This is a genomic window from Streptomyces sp. NPDC030296, assembly GCF_055572815.1.
Map to the genome: position 1 here is coordinate 175,889 of NZ_JBVICQ010000016.1, position 16,945 is coordinate 192,833.

At 71.0% G+C, this 16,945-nt stretch carries 16 protein-coding genes and 1 rRNA gene; 3 read left to right on the forward strand and 14 right to left on the reverse strand.

The features are described 5' to 3' along the window. Nucleotides 1–74: 74 nt before the first annotated feature. The 5 genes from ACZ4Z3_RS35780 to ACZ4Z3_RS35800 all read right to left on the reverse strand — a co-directional run bounded on the left by ACZ4Z3_RS35780 (nucleotide 75) and on the right by ACZ4Z3_RS35800 (nucleotide 5,884). Entirely contained in the window at nucleotides 75–1,826 is a 1,752-nt protein-coding gene (locus ACZ4Z3_RS35780; RefSeq protein ID WP_079049455.1) for a bifunctional uroporphyrinogen-III C-methyltransferase/uroporphyrinogen-III synthase, read from the reverse strand. Beyond that, complete coding sequence (gene hemC, locus ACZ4Z3_RS35785) at nucleotides 1,823–2,815, reverse strand: hydroxymethylbilane synthase (protein ID WP_468504952.1); 993 nt, start codon at nucleotides 2,813–2,815, stop codon at nucleotides 1,823–1,825. Before hemC ends, ACZ4Z3_RS35780 begins: the two co-directional genes overlap by 4 nt. Then, a complete protein-coding gene (locus tag ACZ4Z3_RS35790) occupies nucleotides 2,812–4,536 on the reverse strand; it encodes a glutamyl-tRNA reductase (protein ID WP_468504953.1) in 1,725 nt (574 codons plus the stop codon). The genes hemC and ACZ4Z3_RS35790 overlap by 4 nt, the downstream gene beginning before the upstream one ends. Then, nucleotides 4,533–5,288, reverse strand: coding sequence for a redox-sensing transcriptional repressor Rex (locus ACZ4Z3_RS35795; RefSeq protein WP_055519708.1), 756 nt, complete (start codon nucleotides 5,286–5,288; stop codon nucleotides 4,533–4,535). Before ACZ4Z3_RS35795 ends, ACZ4Z3_RS35790 begins: the two co-directional genes overlap by 4 nt. A 317-nt stretch (nucleotides 5,289–5,605) precedes the next feature. Beyond that, a complete protein-coding gene (locus ACZ4Z3_RS35800; protein ID WP_468504954.1) occupies nucleotides 5,606–5,884 on the reverse strand; it encodes a glutaredoxin family protein in 279 nt (92 codons plus the stop codon). Between the two features lie 158 nt (nucleotides 5,885–6,042). On the opposite strand from ACZ4Z3_RS35800, the gene ACZ4Z3_RS35805 reads away from it, so the two are divergent. From ACZ4Z3_RS35805 to ACZ4Z3_RS35815, 3 genes are all read left to right on the forward strand, one after another. Then, on the forward strand, nucleotides 6,043–6,981 hold the full coding sequence (locus tag ACZ4Z3_RS35805; protein ID WP_468504955.1) for an HAD family hydrolase: 939 nt from the start codon (nucleotides 6,043–6,045) through the stop codon (nucleotides 6,979–6,981). Nucleotides 6,982–7,385: 404 nt separating this feature from the next. Continuing rightward, a complete protein-coding gene (locus tag ACZ4Z3_RS35810; protein WP_468504956.1) occupies nucleotides 7,386–8,216 on the forward strand; it encodes an ECF subfamily RNA polymerase sigma factor, BldN family in 831 nt (276 codons plus the stop codon). A gap of 297 nt (nucleotides 8,217–8,513) precedes the next feature. Next, nucleotides 8,514–9,743: a DUF5667 domain-containing protein gene (locus ACZ4Z3_RS35815; RefSeq protein ID WP_468504957.1), complete on the forward strand. Its 1,230-nt coding sequence runs from the start codon at nucleotides 8,514–8,516 to the stop codon at nucleotides 9,741–9,743. Nucleotides 9,744–9,809: 66 nt separating this feature from the next. Here the strand turns inward: ACZ4Z3_RS35815 and ACZ4Z3_RS35820 are convergent, their stop codons facing one another. The 9 genes from ACZ4Z3_RS35820 to rrf all read right to left on the reverse strand — a co-directional run. After that, nucleotides 9,810–10,889: a lysophospholipid acyltransferase family protein gene (locus ACZ4Z3_RS35820; protein WP_468504958.1), complete on the reverse strand. Its 1,080-nt coding sequence runs from the start codon at nucleotides 10,887–10,889 to the stop codon at nucleotides 9,810–9,812. A gap of 14 nt (nucleotides 10,890–10,903) precedes the next feature. Further along, nucleotides 10,904–11,971, reverse strand: coding sequence for an NAD-dependent epimerase/dehydratase family protein (locus tag ACZ4Z3_RS35825; protein ID WP_468504959.1), 1,068 nt, complete (start codon nucleotides 11,969–11,971; stop codon nucleotides 10,904–10,906). A gap of 274 nt (nucleotides 11,972–12,245) precedes the next feature. Continuing rightward, nucleotides 12,246–12,344, reverse strand: a complete 99-nt coding sequence (locus tag ACZ4Z3_RS35830) for a 30S ribosomal protein bS22 (protein WP_003948845.1) — start codon at nucleotides 12,342–12,344, stop codon at nucleotides 12,246–12,248. Nucleotides 12,345–12,512: 168 nt separating this feature from the next. Beyond that, complete coding sequence (locus tag ACZ4Z3_RS35835) at nucleotides 12,513–12,725, reverse strand: helix-turn-helix domain-containing protein (protein ID WP_004984898.1); 213 nt, start codon at nucleotides 12,723–12,725, stop codon at nucleotides 12,513–12,515. 129 nt (nucleotides 12,726–12,854) lie between these two features. Beyond that, nucleotides 12,855–13,670 carry a phosphatase gene (locus tag ACZ4Z3_RS35840; protein WP_468504960.1) on the reverse strand — a complete coding sequence of 272 codons (816 nt, stop codon included), beginning with the start codon at nucleotides 13,668–13,670 and terminating at the stop codon, nucleotides 12,855–12,857. Nucleotides 13,671–13,751: 81 nt separating this feature from the next. Further along, nucleotides 13,752–14,924, reverse strand: coding sequence for an acetoin utilization protein AcuC (locus ACZ4Z3_RS35845; protein WP_468504961.1), 1,173 nt, complete (start codon nucleotides 14,922–14,924; stop codon nucleotides 13,752–13,754). Further along, on the reverse strand, nucleotides 14,875–16,095 hold the full coding sequence (locus ACZ4Z3_RS35850) for an MFS transporter (protein WP_468504962.1): 1,221 nt from the start codon (nucleotides 16,093–16,095) through the stop codon (nucleotides 14,875–14,877). The genes ACZ4Z3_RS35845 and ACZ4Z3_RS35850 overlap by 50 nt, the downstream gene beginning before the upstream one ends. A 54-nt stretch (nucleotides 16,096–16,149) precedes the next feature. Beyond that, nucleotides 16,150–16,794, reverse strand: coding sequence for an HAD family hydrolase (locus tag ACZ4Z3_RS35855; RefSeq protein WP_468504963.1), 645 nt, complete (start codon nucleotides 16,792–16,794; stop codon nucleotides 16,150–16,152). Nucleotides 16,795–16,876: 82 nt separating this feature from the next. Next, nucleotides 16,877–16,945 (reverse strand): 5S ribosomal RNA (gene rrf / locus ACZ4Z3_RS35860); the annotation flags it as partial.

Here is a 16,945-nt window from a genome sequence, read left to right on the forward strand (position 1 = left end):
CAGCGACCGCACAAGACGGAGGGGCGGCGGTCCCGAGAACCGCCGCCCCTCCCGTACGCCTACGACCGACCCGCTCAGGTCGTGTTGCGCCTCCGCCGAGCCCCCGGCCGCCGCTCGCTCGGCCGTGTCACCGGGTCCCCCGCCTCCAGCGCGGCCGCGCGCCGCCGGAGGCCGAAGTCGGCGAGCGCCTCGGCCAGCTTGTGCACGGACGGCTCGGGAGCCATCACGTCCACCCGCAGCCCGTGCTCCTCGGCGGTCTTCGCCGTCGCGGGGCCGATACAGGCGATCACGGTGACGTTGTGCGGCTTGCCGGCGATGCCGACCAGGTTCCGCACGGTGGACGACGACGTGAACAGCACGGCGTCGAAGCCACCGCCCTTGATCGCCTCACGGGTCTCCGCCGGCGGCGGCGAGGCCCGCACGGTCCGGTACGCGGTCACGTCGTCGACCTCCCACCCGAGCTCGATCAACCCGGCGACCAGCGTCTCCGTGGCGATGTCGGCCCGCGGCAGGAACACCCGGTCGATCGGGTCGAAGACGGGGTCGTACGGCGGCCAGTCCTCCAGCAGCCCGGCCGCGGACTGCTCACCGCTCGGCACCAGGTCCGGCTTCACACCGAACGCGACCAGGGCCCTGGCGGTCTGCTCACCCACCGCGGCGACCTTGATCCCCGCGAAGGCCCGGGCGTCGAGCCCGTACTCCTCGAACTTCTCCCGTACGGCCTTGACCGCGTTCACCGAGGTGAAGGCGATCCACTCGTACCGTCCGGTCACCAGGCCCTTGACCGCGCGCTCCATCTGCTGCGGGGTGCGCGGCGGTTCGACGGCGATCGTCGGCACCTCGTGCGGCACGGCCCCGTAGGACCGCAGCTGGTCGGAGAGCGAGGCGGCCTGCTCCTTCGTGCGCGGCACGAGGACCCGCCAGCCGAACAGCGGCTTGCTCTCGAACCACGACAACTGGTCGCGCTGGGCCGCGGCGGAACGCTCACCGACCACGGCTATCACCGGCCGGCCGCCCTCCGGCGAGGGCAGCACCTTGGCCTGCTTCAGCACCTGCGCGATCGTGCCGAGCGTGGCGGTCCAGGTCCGCTGCCGGGTCGTCGTACCGGCGACGGTGACGGTCAGCGGCGTATCGGGCTTGCGGCCGGCGGCGACCAGCTCACCCGCGGCGGCGGCCACGGTCTCCAGCGTCGCCGAGACCACGACGGTCCCGTCGGACGCGCCGACCTCGGTCCAGCACCGCTCGGACGCCGTGCGCGCGTCCACGAAGCGCACGTCCGCGCCCTGCGCGTCCCGCAGCGGCACACCCGCGTAGGCGGGCACGCCCACGGCGGCCGCCACACCGGGCACCACCTCGAACGGCACACCCGCCGCGGCGCACGCCAGCATCTCCCCGGTGGCATAGGTGTCCAGGCCAGGGTCCCCGGACACCGCACGGACGACCCGCTTGCCGCCCCTCGCGGCCTCCATGACAAGATGTGCCGCATCCCGCACAGCGGGTGCACCAACGGTTGTCGACGCGCCGTCAACAACCGTCAGCTGAGGCGTGCCTGTGCCCGAAAACGTATCCGCTGAAGTAGCCGCGGAAGAGGCCGAGGGCGCCGCGGCCACGGGCGACGGCGGGCCCGTGTCGGTGTCCAGTACGGCGACGCCCGGACGGGCATGCGCGCGCACCACGTCGAGCACGTCGTGCTCGGCGACGAGGACGTCCGCGTTCGCCAGCGCCTCCACGGCGCGCAGGGTCAGCAATCCCGGATCTCCGGGTCCGGCACCGAGGAAGGTGACGTGACCGTGGTCCGGACCGGCGGAAAGGGTGGTGGGGCTCAATGTGCTCGCTCCCCCATCAGACCGGCCGCGCCCTTGGCGAGCATCTCGGCCGCGAGTTCACGGCCGAGCGCCATTGCCTGGTCGTGCGTCTCGGGCACGGGACCGGTGGTGGACAGCTGCACCAGCGTCGAGCCGTCGGTCGTGCCGACGACGCCGCGCAGGCGCATCTCCTTGACAGTCTGCCCGTCGGCCAGAAGGTCGGCGAACGCACCCACCGGGGCGCTGCAACCGGCCTCCAGGGCGGCGAGCAGGGACCGCTCGGCGGTCACGGCGGCCCGTGTGAACGGGTCGTCGAGTTCGCCGAGCGCGGCGACCAGCGACGCGTTGTCCGCGACGCATTCGATCGCCAGTGCCCCCTGGCCGGGGGCGGGCAGAACCGTGTCGACCGACAGGAAGTCGGTCACCTCGTCGATCCGGCCGATCCGGTTCAGTCCGGCGGCGGCCAGCACGACGGCGTCCAGCTCACCCTTCCGCACGTATCCGATCCGGGTGTCTACGTTCCCGCGGATCGGCACCGTCTCGATCGTCAGGCCGTGGCTGCGCGCGTACGCGTTCAGCTGGGCCATCCGCCGCGGCGAGCCGGTGCCGACGCGGGCGCCGTCCGGCAGCTGGGCGAAGGTCAGGCCGTCGCGGGCGACCAGCACGTCCCGCGCGTCCTCGCGCACCGGCACGGCGGCCAGCGCCAGCTCGGCGGGCTGCGCGGTCGGCAGGTCCTTGAGGGAGTGCACGGCGAAGTCGACGTCGCCGCGCAGCAGCGCCTCCCGCAGGGCGGTGACGAAGACGCCCGTGCCGCCGATCTGCGCCAGATGCTCGCGCGAGACGTCGCCGTACGTCGTGATCTCCACGAGTTCGACGGGCCGCCCGGTCACCTGCCGGACCGCGTCCGCCACCAGCCCGGACTGGGCCATGGCGAGCTTGCTCCGCCTGGTCCCGAGCCGCAGCGGCCCATCGGCTCGACGCTGGGGCGCCTCACGTGCCTGCTCACTCATGATCGCCCTCGGTTCTCGGCGTTCTCTTGGCTGTCATCGGCCCGGGACACGGCGGCGACCGTCTCCTGGTCCAGGTCGAACAGGGTCCGCAGCGCGTCCGCGTACCCGGCGCCGCCGGGTTCGGCCGCGAGCTGCTTGACCCGTACGGTCGGCGCGTGCAGCAGCTTGTCGACGACGCGCCGCACGGTCTGGGTGATCTCGCCGCGGTGCTTGTCGTCGAGGCCGGGCAGCCGGCCCTCCAGGCGGGCGATCTCGCTCGCGACGACATCCGCGGCCATGGCGCGCAGCGCCACGACGGTGGGGGTGATGTGCGCGGCCCGCTGGGCGGCGCCGAAGGCGGCCACCTCGTCCGAAACGATCCTCCGCACCATGTCCACGTCGGCGGCCATCGGCGCGTCGGCGGAGGCCTCGGCGAGGGACTCGATGTCGACCAGGCGGACACCGGGCAGCCGGTGCGCGGCCGCGTCGATGTCCCGCGGCATGGCCAGGTCCAGCAGGGCGAGCACGGGCTCGGGCCGGGGCGCCTCGACGACCGGCTCGGGCCGGCGCAGTTCGGTGATCCGGCCGGTGACGGCGAAGGTCGCGGCGAGCGCGGCGATCAGCTCGGCGTCGCCGGCGGGTGTGCGGCGGGCGGCGGTGCGCCGGTCGACGGTCGCGTTGTCGACCCAGGCGGCGTGCTGCTCCAGCGTCGCCGCGTCCATCCCGGCGACCGCGGCCTCGCCGTGCACGGAGAAGCCGCCGCCCTGGACGGCGGGGAGGTCGAGCGGACAGTCCTCGTCGGTGCCGACGGACGTCGGCGGCAGCACGGGCCGTATGTCGCCCCGCGTGTCCGCGCGGTGGTCGCGCCCGGCCACGGCCGTACCCTCGGGCACCCGCCCCTCGACGGCGGCGGCGACGGCGTCGGCGGTCAGGACCAGGCCCGTCGCACCGGTGCACGAGACGACGACATCGGCACGTGTCAGCTCGGAAGGCACCGATTCCATCGGTACCGCGCGAGCCAGCACGTCCGTTTCACCCTTTTCGCCCTGCTCGCCGAGGATCTGCGCGAGCCGCTCGGCCCGGTCGTACGTCCGGTTGGCGACCACTATCTCGGCGACCCCGGCCCGCGCCAGCGTGGCGGCGGCCAGCGACGACATCGACCCGGCACCGATCACGACGGCCCGCTTGCCCCGGGCCCACTCCTCGACGGCACCACCGGCGGTGAACTGCTCCAGACCGAAGGTCACCAGCGACTGCCCGGCCCGGTCGATCCCGGTCTCGGAGTGCGCCCGCTTGCCGACCCTGAGGGCCTGCTGGAACAGGTCGTTCAGCAGCCGCCCGGCGGTGTGCAGCTCCTGCGCGCGGGCCAGCGAGTCCTTGATCTGCCCGAGGATCTGCCCCTCGCCGACGACCATGGAGTCCAGCCCGCAGGCCACCGAGAACAGATGGTGGACGGCCCGGTCCTCGTAGTGCACGTACAGATAGGGCGTCAGCTCGTCGAGCCCCACCCCGCTGTGCTGGGCGAGCAGCGTGGACAGCTCGGCGACACCGGCGTGGAACTTGTCGACGTCCGCGTACAGCTCGATGCGGTTGCAGGTGGCGAGGACGGCGGCCTCGGCGGCCGGCTCGGCGGCCACCGTGTCCTGAAGCAACTTGATCTGCGCGTCCAGGGACAGCGCGGCCCGCTCCAGCACACTCACCGGAGCGCTGCGATGACTCAGCCCGACGACCAGGAGACTCATGCCGGCATCACGGCGGGGACATCCCCGTCGGGCCCTTTCCCGGACTCCTTGGGAGCCAGCGGCACGGCCGCGGACTCGCCCGCGGCCTCCTCCCCGGCCTTGCGCTGCTCGTGGAAGGCGAGGATCTGCAGCTCGATCGAGAGATCCACCTTGCGTACGTCGACACCGTCCGGCACGGAGAGGACGGTGGGCGCGAAGTTCAGGATGGACGTGACCCCGGCGGCGACGAGCCGGTCGCACACCTGCTGGGCGGCTCCGGCGGGGGTGGCGATCACGCCGATGGAGACCCCGTTGTCGTCGATGATCTTTTCCAGGTCGTCCGTGTGCTGCACCGGGATGCCCGCGACCGGCTTCCCCGCCATCGCCGGGTCGGCGTCTATCAGCGCGGCGACCCGGAACCCACGGGAGGCGAACCCGCCGTAGTTGGCGAGGGCGGCGCCGAGGTTACCGATACCGACGATCACGACCGGCCAGTCCTGGGTGAGGCCCAGCTCACGGGAGATCTGGTAGACGAGGTACTCGACGTCGTAGCCGACGCCCCGCGTCCCGTACGAACCGAGGTAGGAGAAGTCCTTGCGGAGCTTCGCGGAGTTGACCCCCGCCGCGGCCGCCAGTTCCTCGGATGAAACGGTGGGTACCGAGCGCTCCGACAGCGCGGTCAGGGCACGGAGGTACAGCGGAAGCCTGGCGACGGTGGCCTCGGGAATCCCTCGGCTGCGGGTCGCCGGTCGGTGAGTTCGGCCAGTTGCCACGGTGCTCCTGCGGGTAGAGCGGGGCTGCGGGCGGTCATGCGTCCCCAGACCGCCCCGTCGACAGCAGGCTATGTCTTTGTGAACGCGTGCACAAAGATGGTGTCCGATTTGCCCGGCCAACGTGACCGGGGTCACGCACGCTCGACGCGCACGCGCGGAACCGACACGGACGTGCCTTCGTTCCTCACGCGACGCCCAGCTCGGCGCCTTGCTCCACGGGGGCAAAACCGCACACTCTCCTCACGAATCCCGCCCCCGAGACCAATCAGCCCGTCGATCCTAAGCGACTTTCTGGACCACTTGGACTGGCCGGTCAGTCACATCTGTGTAAGGGCTTTGCGCAGACGCGCCTCGTCCACCCGCCAGAACGTGTGCTGCGCCCCGTCCACCAACACGACCGGGATCTGCTCCCAGTACGCGCGGTGCAGTTCCTCGTCCTGGGTGATGTCCTTCTTCTCCCAGGGCACCCCGAGCTCCCCGCACACCTTCTCGATCACCGACTGTGCGTCATCGCACAGATGACACCCCGGCTTGCCGATCAGGGTGACGAGACGCTCCCCCGACCCACGCGACCGTCGCCGAAACATGGCACTCATGCCCCCATTGTCGCAGCGCGCGACGCGCCCCCTCGTCACCCGTCCCGCACCCGGACACGCCGCACGGACCACCTCTTTAACGACAAGGTCGTGCAGAGTTCACACCTTGCGAACCTCTTGGCTCCGGAACCACCGAACGGACTGGCTATGCTCACGACATGGCCGCTCTAGGATGGCTCACTCCTCGTAGGCGCTCCGCCACGGCACGGAGTGTGTTGGCAGGCGAGGCCTCAGCCGAGGCCGCGCGCAAGTCCTCCCGGGATCTGGAGGACCTCGCTCCCGCGCCCGACACCCCTGCCGCCGAACCGGAGTTCCCGGTCCTCGGCGACGAGAAGGCCGCGGCCTTCTTCGACCTCGACAACACGGTCATGCAGGGCGCGTCGCTGTTCCACTTCGGCCGGGGCCTGTACAAGCGGAAGTTCTTCGAGACCCGCGACCTCGCCCGATTCGCGTGGCAGCAGGCGTGGTTCCGGCTCGCGGGCTCCGAGGACCCCGAGCACATGCAGGACGCCCAGAATTCCGCGCTCTCCATCGTCAAGGGCCACCGCGTCGCCGAACTGACCATCATCGGCGAGGAGATCTACGACGAGTACATGGCCGAGCGCATCTGGCCGGGCACCCGCGCCCTCGCCCAGGCCCACCTCGACGCCGGCCAGAAGGTGTGGCTGGTGACGGCCGCGCCCGTGGAGATCGCCCAGGTGATCGCCCGCCGCCTCGGTCTGACCGGGGCGCTCGGCACGGTCGCCGAGTCGGTCGACGGCGTCTACACCGGCAAGCTGGTCGGCGAACCGCTGCACGGCCCCGCGAAGGCGGAGGCCGTCCGTGCCCTGGCTGCCGCCGAGGGCCTGGACCTCTCCCGCTGCGCCGCCTACAGCGACAGCCACAACGACATTCCGATGCTGTCCCTGGTCGGCCACCCCTACGCGATCAACCCGGACTCCAAGCTCCGCAAGCACGCCCGCTCCATGGACTGGCGGCTGCGCGACTACCGCACGGCCCGCAAGGCGGCCAAGGTCGGCCTCCCGGCCGCGGCCGGCGTGGGCGCGGTGGCCGGCGGCACGGCCGCCGCGATCGCGCTGCACCGCCGCCGCCGCTGATCCACCCGATCGCTCAGCACCTTTTTTCGACCACACCTTCTTTCGAACGCCGGAGGGGCGGGAAACCGCCCCTCCGGCGTTCGGCGTTCCCGCACGCCCGCACGCATTCCGGCTGTCATACCCCCACCGCCCGCCCCTCAGTCCCGCCATCCGCACCCGACCACAACCCGCCCCGCACCCAGACGGAACGCGAACCCAATCGATCAAGAATCGATCACGCACCGGCACTTGAGCAGCCGTCAATCGGTAACAGAAGCGACGTAATCGATGATTTGAGCAACTGGGTGTAGCAGTGCCTGCACGAAGCGTTATTCTCCTCAAACGCAAACCGGTACCCCTCCGTCGCTACGACGGGTGAATGGTTCCGTACTGCACGTGATGGAAGCTCTGCCTCTGGGAGTCCCGTGTACCCACACGTCGGGGTTGACGCCTCGGGCCTGGCTACGCTGCGCGCGACGGTCAACAACCTGTTGCGCGGCTTCGTCCCCACCGCGTACGCCGTCCCCGCCCTCGCCTCCGCCGCCGCGCCCGTAGGCCCGTGCTACGCACTCGCCGACAGCATTGAACAGGGGTCGGCGCGCAGCGCCGTCGTTGGGGGGCGGAGGTCGGGTGACGGGCGGGAAGTGGGCAGACGAGGCCGTTCGGGATCCACCGCCACCACCACCCGCCGTCCCGCCGCGGACAGCGACAGCGCCCGCATGATGGACCTCGTCGAACGCGCCCAGTCCGGCGAGGCCGACGCCTTCGGCCGCCTGTACGACCAGTACAGCGACACCGTCTACCGCTACATCTACTACCGCGTGGGCGGCAAGGCGACCGCCGAGGACCTCACCAGTGAGACGTTCCTGCGCGCCCTGCGCCGCATCGGGACGTTCACCTGGCAGGGCCGCGACTTCGGCGCCTGGCTGGTCACCATCGCCCGCAACCTCGTCGCCGACCACTTCAAGTCCAGCCGCTTCCGGCTGGAGGTCACCACCGGCGAGATGCTCGACGCCAACGAGGTCGAGCGCTCCCCCGAGGACTCCGTCCTGGAGTCCCTCTCCAACGCCGCCCTCCTCGAGGCCGTACGCCGCCTCAACCCCCAGCAGCAGGAGTGCGTCACCCTCCGCTTCCTCCAGGGCCTCTCCGTCGCCGAGACCGCCCGCGTCATGGGCAAGAACGAGGGCGCGATCAAGACCCTCCAGTACCGCGCGGTCCGCACCCTCGCCCGCCTGCTGCCGGACGACGCCCGCTGACCCGCCCGCCCCCGGCAGGACCCATCCCGGCGACCCATCGCCGACCCCGCGCCGAGCACTGCGTCCGGACACGCTCGGCGACCTTCAACTCACCCTCCGTCGCCTTCCGTTGACTTCTTCGCCGGTTCATCCTCCGTCCGTAACCCAAGTGCCGCACCACTCGTTGAGCGGGATACAGGCTCCCTGTGGTCACGGCCCGGCCGACATCGATCACTCGATCGTGTGCATTGGTCGGGGACGTGCAACCCTCAGGACCCCCTGGGGAGTCGACCGTCATGACGAGAGGAGGTGCCGCCAGTGATCGCGAACGTATCGGCGCACCGGCGGGCGAACGCCTTCGCCCAGGCCCTGGAGGAGCTGTCCGACCAGGGCACGGCGGCCGAGCAGCCCGAGGGATCGGCACCGGCCCCGGCAGCGGAACAGACCGATCAGGGACGCCTGTTGACCCTGGCGACCGGTCTCGACGAGCTGCCCAAGCCGGAGCTTGACCCCGAGGTCAAAGTGGTCCAGCGCGCCCAACTGGTGGCCGCGATGGAAGCCATGCTGCGGGACGGCACGCTCGCGGGGCGCGAGGCGAAGGACTCTTCGGTGCCCGAGCAGCGATCCGGCAAGGCGCGGGGCGCCCACCGGGCGAGCCCGCTGGGCAAACTGCGACCGCGTTCACGGCTGACGAAGGGCCTCGCCGCGGGCGGGCTCAGCGTCGGAGTCGCCGCGGGAGCCTTCGGCGGTGTGGCCGCCGCCAGCTCGGACGCCCTGCCCGGTGACTCGCTCTACGGCCTCAAGCGCGGCATCGAGGACGTGAAGCTCACCCTGGCCGACGACACCGACGACCAGGGCCGGCTCTATCTGGACCAGGCGTCCACCCGGCTCAGCGAGGCCCGCAGGCTGATGGAACGCGGCCGCGGCGGACACCTCGACCACGAGTCCCTGGGCGACATCCGCCGGGCCCTCACCGGCATGAAGCACGACGCCGCCGAGGGTCACCGCCTGCTGCACGAGGCCTACCAGCGCGACCCGGGCTCCCTCGGCCCCATCCAGGCCCTGTCGACCTTCTCCCGGTCCCACCGGGAGGCGTGGGACGCGCTGCGCGAGCGGCTGCCCGTCCAGCTCGGGGACGTCAGTCAGCAGGTGTCCTCGGTCTTCGACGCCATAGACGAAGAGGTCGCCCCGCACCGGTCGCAGCTGCCGCTGCCCCCCGCACCGGGCGGCGACGACAAGCAGGGCCGCTCCCCGGGCTCCCGGGCCCCCGGCGCGGCCGACTCCGGCCGTCCGGCGCCCAGCACCGGCGGCGGCTCCGCGGACGGCCAGGAGAGCGACGGCAAGCCCGACCCGTCCGCGTCGGACAGCGGCGAGAACCTCGTCGGCGGCACCACCGGCGGTCTGCTCGACCCGCCCGAGGACGACACCTCCAGCACCTCCCCGTCCACCGGCAGGAGCACCCCGGCCCAGGAGCCCGACGTCACCGTCCCGCCCCTCCTCCCGGGCCTCCTGCCCGGCCTGGGCATCGACGGCGGCGAGACCGACTGACCCGGCACCACGATGGGGCGCCCTTCGCGAGGAAGGGCGCCCCATCGTCGTACGTCGGCGAACGTCTCAGAAGAACACCGACCGCCGCTGCACCAGCAGCTTGTACAGGGTGTGCTGGATCTGCTCCCGTACCTGGTCCGTCAGGTTGAACATCAGCATCGGGTCCTCCGCGGCCTCCGGCGGATAGCCGTCGGTCGGGATGGGCTCACCGAACTGGATGGTCCATTTGGTGGGCAGGGGGATCGCGCCGAGCGGGCCGAGCCAGGGGAACGTCGGAGTGATCGGGAAGTACGGGAAGCCCAGCAGGCGGGCGATCGTCTTGGAGTTGCCGATCATCGGGTAGATCTCCTCCGCGCCGACGATCGAGCACGGGATGATCGGCGTGCCCGCGCGCAGCGCGGTGGAGACGAAGCCGCCTCGGCCGAACCGCTGGAGCTTGTAGCGGTCGCCGAAGGGCTTGCCGAGGCCCTTGAAGCCCTCCGGCATGACCCCGACCAGCTCGCCCTGCTGGAGCAGCCGTGAGGCGTCCTCCGCGCAAGCCAGGGTGTGCCCCAGCTTGCGGGCCAGCTCGTTCACCACCGGCAGCATGAACACCAGGTCGGCCGCGAGCAGCCGCAGATGGCGCCCGGCGGGGTGGTTGTCGTGCACGGCGACCTGCATCATCAGGCCGTCCATCGGGAGCGTCCCGGAGTGGTTGGCGACGATCAGGGCGCCACCCTCCGCCGGGATGTTCTCGATGCCCTTCACCTCGACCCGGAAGTACTTGTCGTACAGCGGCCGCAGCAGCGACATCAGTACCTGGTCGGTGAGTTCGGCGTCGTAGCCGAAGTCGTCGACCTCGTAGTCCCCGGTGAGCCGCTTGCGCAGGAAGGCGAGACCGCCCGCGATCCGTCGCTCCAGCGCCCCGGCGTCCACTGCCTCGGCGGCCTCCTGGGGCGGCTCCGGCTTCTCCCGTGTCACAGGGACATCATCCGTGCTGCCCGCCAGTCCTGGGAGGGCCTGGACCTCACCGGATTCCCGGACGTCGCGTACGGCCGCGTTCTCACCCTTGCGCCGGCTTCCCGCGCTCCGGCGGCGCGGCGGGCGCTGCGCGGCGCCCCCACGGGTCCGGTCGTCGTCGAACGGAATGACCTTGGCATCCGCCATCGTTGATGCGCTCCTCAGTTGGCGCTCTGCGTCGGGGTGTGGCCGCTGCCCGGAGCGGGCACCGCGAGTGCGGCGAGCCGGTCCACGGCCTCCGCGACGGCCTCGGGGGGCAGCAGGCCGGGTCCCCTGCCGCGCGCGAAGTCCGCGAAGGTCTCCGCGGTCGTGTACCTGGCCCGGTACCCGAGCGTCTCGCGCATCTGGTTCGTGGACACGACCCGGCCGTGGGTCAGCAGCCGCAGCTGCTCCGGCGAGAAGTCCGTCACCCCCAGCGTACGGACCATCGACCCGACCCAGCTGACCGCCGGCATCAGCAGCGGCACCGTCGGCCGGCCGAGCCGCCGCGCGCACTGCGACAGCAGCAGGACTCCGTCGCCGGCGATGTTGAACGTGCCGCTGTTGAGGGTGCCGCGCGCCGGCTCGTGCGAGGCGATCCGCAGCACCTCGATCACGTCGTCCTCGTGCACGAACTGCAGCCGCGGGTCGTAGCCGAGCACGGTCGGCAGCACCGGCAGCGAGAAGTACGAGGCGAGCGGCGAATCGGCGCTCGGCCCGAGGATGTTGGCGAACCGCAGCACGCACACGGCCACATCGGGCCGGCGGCGCGCGAAGCCCCGCACATAGCCCTCGACCTCGACGGTGTCCTTCGCGAAGCCGCCGCTCGGCAGGGATTTGGGCGGCATGGTCTCGGTGAACACGGCCGGGTCGCGGGGCGCGGAGCCGTACACGTTGGTACTGGACTTCACGACCAGACGCTTGATCAGCGGGGACTTCTGGCAGGCACCGAGCAGCTGCATGGTGCCGATGACGTTGGTCTCCTTGAGCGTGGCCCGGCCGCCGCTGCCCAGCGGGGTGCCGGTGACGTCCAGGTGCACCACGGTGTCGACGTTGTGCTCGGCCAGCACACGGGCGATGGCGGGATGGCGGATGTCGGCCTGCACGAAGTCCGCGCCGCCCAGATGGTGCTCCGGCGGCACCGCGTCCACCGCGATGACGCGGTCGACCTCCGGGTCACGCTGGATCCGACGTACGAACCGGCCGCCCAGCTGACGGGCCACCCCGGTCACGAGCACGACCTTCCCCAAGATCAGCGCCTTCCTTCCCAACGTCGGCGCCCGTAGGCGTATCCCTGCTCGTCCTGTGCCGCGTTCCCCGTGTGCGGCCACGTTAGCGGGTTGTTGTTGCGCTGTGATGACTGCGACTCCGCCAACGACCGGCAAAAACACTGAGACCCCCCACCGGAATCCGGTGGAGGGTCTCAGCAACGCGCTCTCCACAGCGCTCGCACAAGCGTGCAAGGCGTGCGACGCCCGTACGGGACGGGCGTCCACCGGGCCCCTTTTCAGGGGCCTGGCCGCCTTACTTCTTGTTGCGACGCTGAACGCGGGTGCGCTTGAGCAGCTTGCGGTGCTTCTTCTTCGCCATCCGCTTGCGCCGCTTCTTGATAACAGAGCCCACGACTACCCTCGCTCACTTCTCATCACTCGGTGTTTGGGCGCCATGGGCCCATACGACCTACGAGGGGCCAGCCTACCCGTCCGAGCGCTGAGGTCGTAATCGAGGGTGAACCAGGGGTATCCCGGACGCCCCGCGGGGGCCTCCGGGAACTCCTGGACCCGGTGACCGTCAGGCAGTCTCCACCCCCACATAGCTCTCGCGGAGGTACTCGTGAACCGCTTGCTCCGGCACCCGGAAGGACCTGCCCACCCGGATCGCCGGCAGATGACCGCTGTGCACCAACCGGTACACGGTCATCTTCGACACTCGCATCACCGAGGCGACTTCCGCCACGGTCAGGAACTGAACCTCGTTCAGAGGCCTCTCGCCAGCTGCAGCCATGACACACCTGAACCTTCCGCACTCGACGGCCACCGGCTTCCCCTTCCGGTGACTCTTCGTCGCTGCGTGCTCACTCCCCAATGTAGGGGCGGGTGATGCGAGTGGGGAAGAGGGGATGCCGTCGGCGGCCTACTGTGACAGACACGCCCGATTGAGTACGTAGCGGGTCAGCGGTCGGTAGTAATCAGACCGCACACCGTCATCAAGTGGAACGACGACGGACACCCGCCCCTCGGCCTCCCCCACGAAGGGCGCCGGATCGTCCGTGTCGGCCAGCCCGATCGCCTCGAACCCCAGCTGACCTGCCCCGCAGACCCAGCCGTGGTCCCCGACGACGAGTTCCGGGAGGGGCCCGCCGCCGTCCGCGGCGGCCGCCAGAACCGTCCGGATCGGGAGCGGCGAATGCGTGTGCACGCCGGTCGCACAACGGGAGCGCGAAGCGGTCGCCTCCCGGACCACGGAGACACCTCGTACGTAGTCGAGGTTGTACGTGCGTAGACCGAACCGGGTCGTTATGTCGACACGTCTACCCGTCGCTGGGGTGAGGACCTCACATCCCGCCGCCGACAAAGCGTCCGCGAGAGCGCCGTAGAAGCCGATCAGCCGATGCGGGTGCCCGGTACCGAGGAGCACCGGCCCACCACGGCGAGCGACCGCGGCGAGCCGCTCCGCGAACCGGTCCAGCGCCGCCAGGGTGAACCCCGGGTCGATCACATCCTGCCCGGTCGTACACCCCGGGTCGGCCGAAACCCCGCACTTCCGGGCCATCAAACCGAGCACATCCCGCTGTCGCCAGGTCATTTCGGGATCAAGCCCGATCAGAAACCGAGGATCGCGGGCCGCGAAGAGCCGGTAGCTCCGCAGGCTCGACTCCCGCGAGGTGGCCACCCTCCCGGCCAGCCCGACCGCCACCAGATGAGCCCGTAACGCCCCCGCACTCCACACACCCCGATGCTGACGCACCCGCCCCACGCCACCACCGGAATCCCTGGCCGAACCACACAGTTGGCCTAACGGCCGCCGCCCCTACGGCAGCAGCCCCCGCAGCGGGAAGACAGCCTTGCGCGCGGCCAGCACCGCCTGGTCCAGCCGGTCCGCCGGGTCGTACCCGGCATCCCACCCGGCCCACTCCACGGGCCACCGCCCGTCGGTCATCCGCACCGGCGCCAGCTGCCGTGTCCGCGCGAAGACCTGCTGCCGCCACTCCTCGGGAATCATGGCCTCGGGCGCGATCTCCCGCCCGGCCACGATCCCCACGAGATGGGTCCACGACCGCGGCACCACGTCCACCACCGCGTACCCCCCGCCGCCGAGCGCGACCCACCGCCCCTCGGCATGCTCGTGCGCCAGGTCGTGCAAGGCCACCTGTACCGCCCGCTGCGCGTCCAGCGACACCGCCAGATGCGCCAGCGGGTCCTCGAAGTGCGTGTCGGCGCCGTGCTGGGTCACCAGAACCTGCGGCCGGAACTCGGCGAGCACCTCCGGCACCACCGAGTGGAACGCCCGCAGCCACCCCGCGTCCCCGGTCCCGGCCGGCAGCGCGACGTTCACGGCCGACCCCTCGGCCGTGTCCGCCCCGGTCTCCTCCGGCCAGCCGGTCTGCGGGAACAGCGTCCGGGGGTGCTCGTGCAGGGAGATCGTCAGGACCCGCGGGTCCTCCCAGAACGCGGCCTGGACCCCGTCCCCGTGGTGCACGTCCACATCCACGTAGGCGACCCGTTCGGCGCCCAGCTCAAGCAGCCGGGCGATGGCGAGGGAGGCGTCGTTGTAGATGCAGAACCCGGAGGCGCCGCCCGGCATGGCGTGGTGCAGGCCGCCGGCGAAGTTCACGGCGTGCAGCGCGTCGCCGCGCCACACGGCCTCCGCCGCCCCCACGGACTGCCCGGCGATCAGCGCGGACACTTCGTGCATCCCGGCGAACGCCGGATCGTCCATGGTCCCGAGCCCGTACGAGCCGTCGGCGCCACCGGGGTCGGCGGACGCGGCCTTCACCGCCGCCACGTAGTCCTCACGATGCACGAGCCGCAGGGTCGACTCCCCCGCCGGCTTCGCCGAGACGACGTCCATCTCCCGGTCGAGCCCGAAGGCGCTCACGAGACTCCGGGTCAACGCGAGCCGGACCGGATCCATCGGATGGTCAGGGCCGAAGTCATAGCCCGTTACTGCCTCGTCCCACATCAACTGTGCGCGGCCGCTCATGCCCGCCACCGTATCGGTCCGGTTCAGTCTCGAACGACCGGGCGTACACCAACGTCACCAGCACCAACGCCATCGGCACGAGCATCGCGCCGCGATAGCTCCAGGCGTCCCCCAACGCCCCCACCAACGGGGAACCGATCAAAAAGCCCACATAGTTGAAGATGTTCAGCCGCGCCACGGCCGCATCCGAAGCCCCCGGGAACAGCCGTCCCGCCGCCGCGAACGTCTGCGGGACGAGCACACACAGCCCGAGCCCCAGGAGCGTGAACCCGAGCATCCCCACCCAGGCCCCCGGCGCTCCCGCCACCACCGCGAACCCGGCGGCCGCGATCACCGCGCCGGCCCGTACGACGGCAGCGGCCCCGAACCGCCGCACCCCCAGGTCCCCGATGGACCGCCCGAGCAGCGTGGTGACCATGTAGACGTTGTACGGAACGGTCGCCATCTCGTCCGAGCTGCCGAGGACGTCCTCCAAGTACTTGGCGCTCCAGTTGGAGACGGTCGAGTCCCCGATGTACGCGAAGCACATCACCAGACAGAGCGGCAGCAGCAGCGAGAAGGCGACACGCCCACCCGCGGCACCGGACTCCGCGGCGGCCTTGTCCTCGGGCCCACCCCCGTCGACGTACCACCGGCTCCCGACCAGAGCGGCCGGCAGCAGTACGAGGACCACCGGCAGATACGACACGAGCAGCGGCAGATCCCAGTGCGCCCCCACCCACGCCAGCGAGGCCCCGGATATCCCGCCCAGGCTGTACACGGCGTGGAACCCGAGCATGATGCTCCGCCCGTAGGACCGCTGCAGGCTCACCCCGAGCATGTTCATCGAGGCGTCGAGCGCCCCGACCGCCAGCCCGAACGCGGCCAGCGAGATCCCGAGCTCGACCATGTGCTCACCGGCTCCGACGCCCAGCAGCGCCAGGAGCACGACGGGCTGCGACCAGCGCAGCACCTGGCTCGCCGGGACCTTCTTCACCAGCTGCTCGGTGCAGACGCTGCCGACACCGGCGAGCACCGGTACCGCGGCGAGGAAGGCCGGCAGCAGCGCGTCGGAGACCCCGTACCGGTCCTGAATGGCCGGAATCCGCGTCACGAGCAGTGCGAAGGCGACGCCCTGAGCGAAGAAGCTGAACGCCAACGCGGCCCGGCCGCGCCGCAGCACATCTGTCATGGCGGAACAGTAGGGGCCGCCCGCTCCCCCTGGGTAGAGGAAGTTGAAGATTGCTCAACTAAGCAGAGGGAGCAGCTCCGCCATGTCCGAGAAGTGCCCCTGGACCCCGGTCAGTTTCTCCGCCGGCGTCATCGCGGTGAACCCGTACACGTCCATCCCGGCCGCGAGCCCCGCCCGAACGCCGAGGGGGCTGTCCTCGACCACCGCGCACCGCTCCGGCGCGACTCCCATCCGCTCGGCCGCGTGCAGGAAGAGATCGGGTGCCGGCTTCCCACGCCCCACGTCCTGCGCGCTGAACACCAGCCCCTCCCCGAACCACCGGTCGAGCCCCGTCGTCCGGTGACCGACCCGGATCCGCTCATGGCTCCCGGACGACGCCACGCAGTACGGCACGCCCTCCGCCACCAGCTTCTCCAGCACGTCGAAGACCCCGTCGACCGGCGCCAGCTCCCGCTCGAACGCGGCGAACACCCGCGCGTGGAAGACGTCGTCGAAGTCGTCGGGCAGCCGCAGCCCCGTCCGCTCGTGGATCAGCTCATGAACACGGTGCATCGCGGAGCCCATGTAGTCACGGATGGACTCCTCGTACGAGGTGGGGTGCCCGAGCTCGGTCAGATAGGCGGCGAGGTGCCGGTTGGAGATGGGCTCACTGTCGACGAGCACACCGTCGTTGTCGAAGATCACGAGGTCGTAGCGCATCCCAGCACTCTACGAAGCCGACGCATGAACCGCTAAAAGCAGAAAGGCCCACACCGTAAGGTGTGGGCCTTTCCCAATATTTGTTCGGCGGCGTCCTACTCTCCCACAGGGTCCCCCCTGCAGTACCATCGGCGCTGTGAGGCTTAGCTTC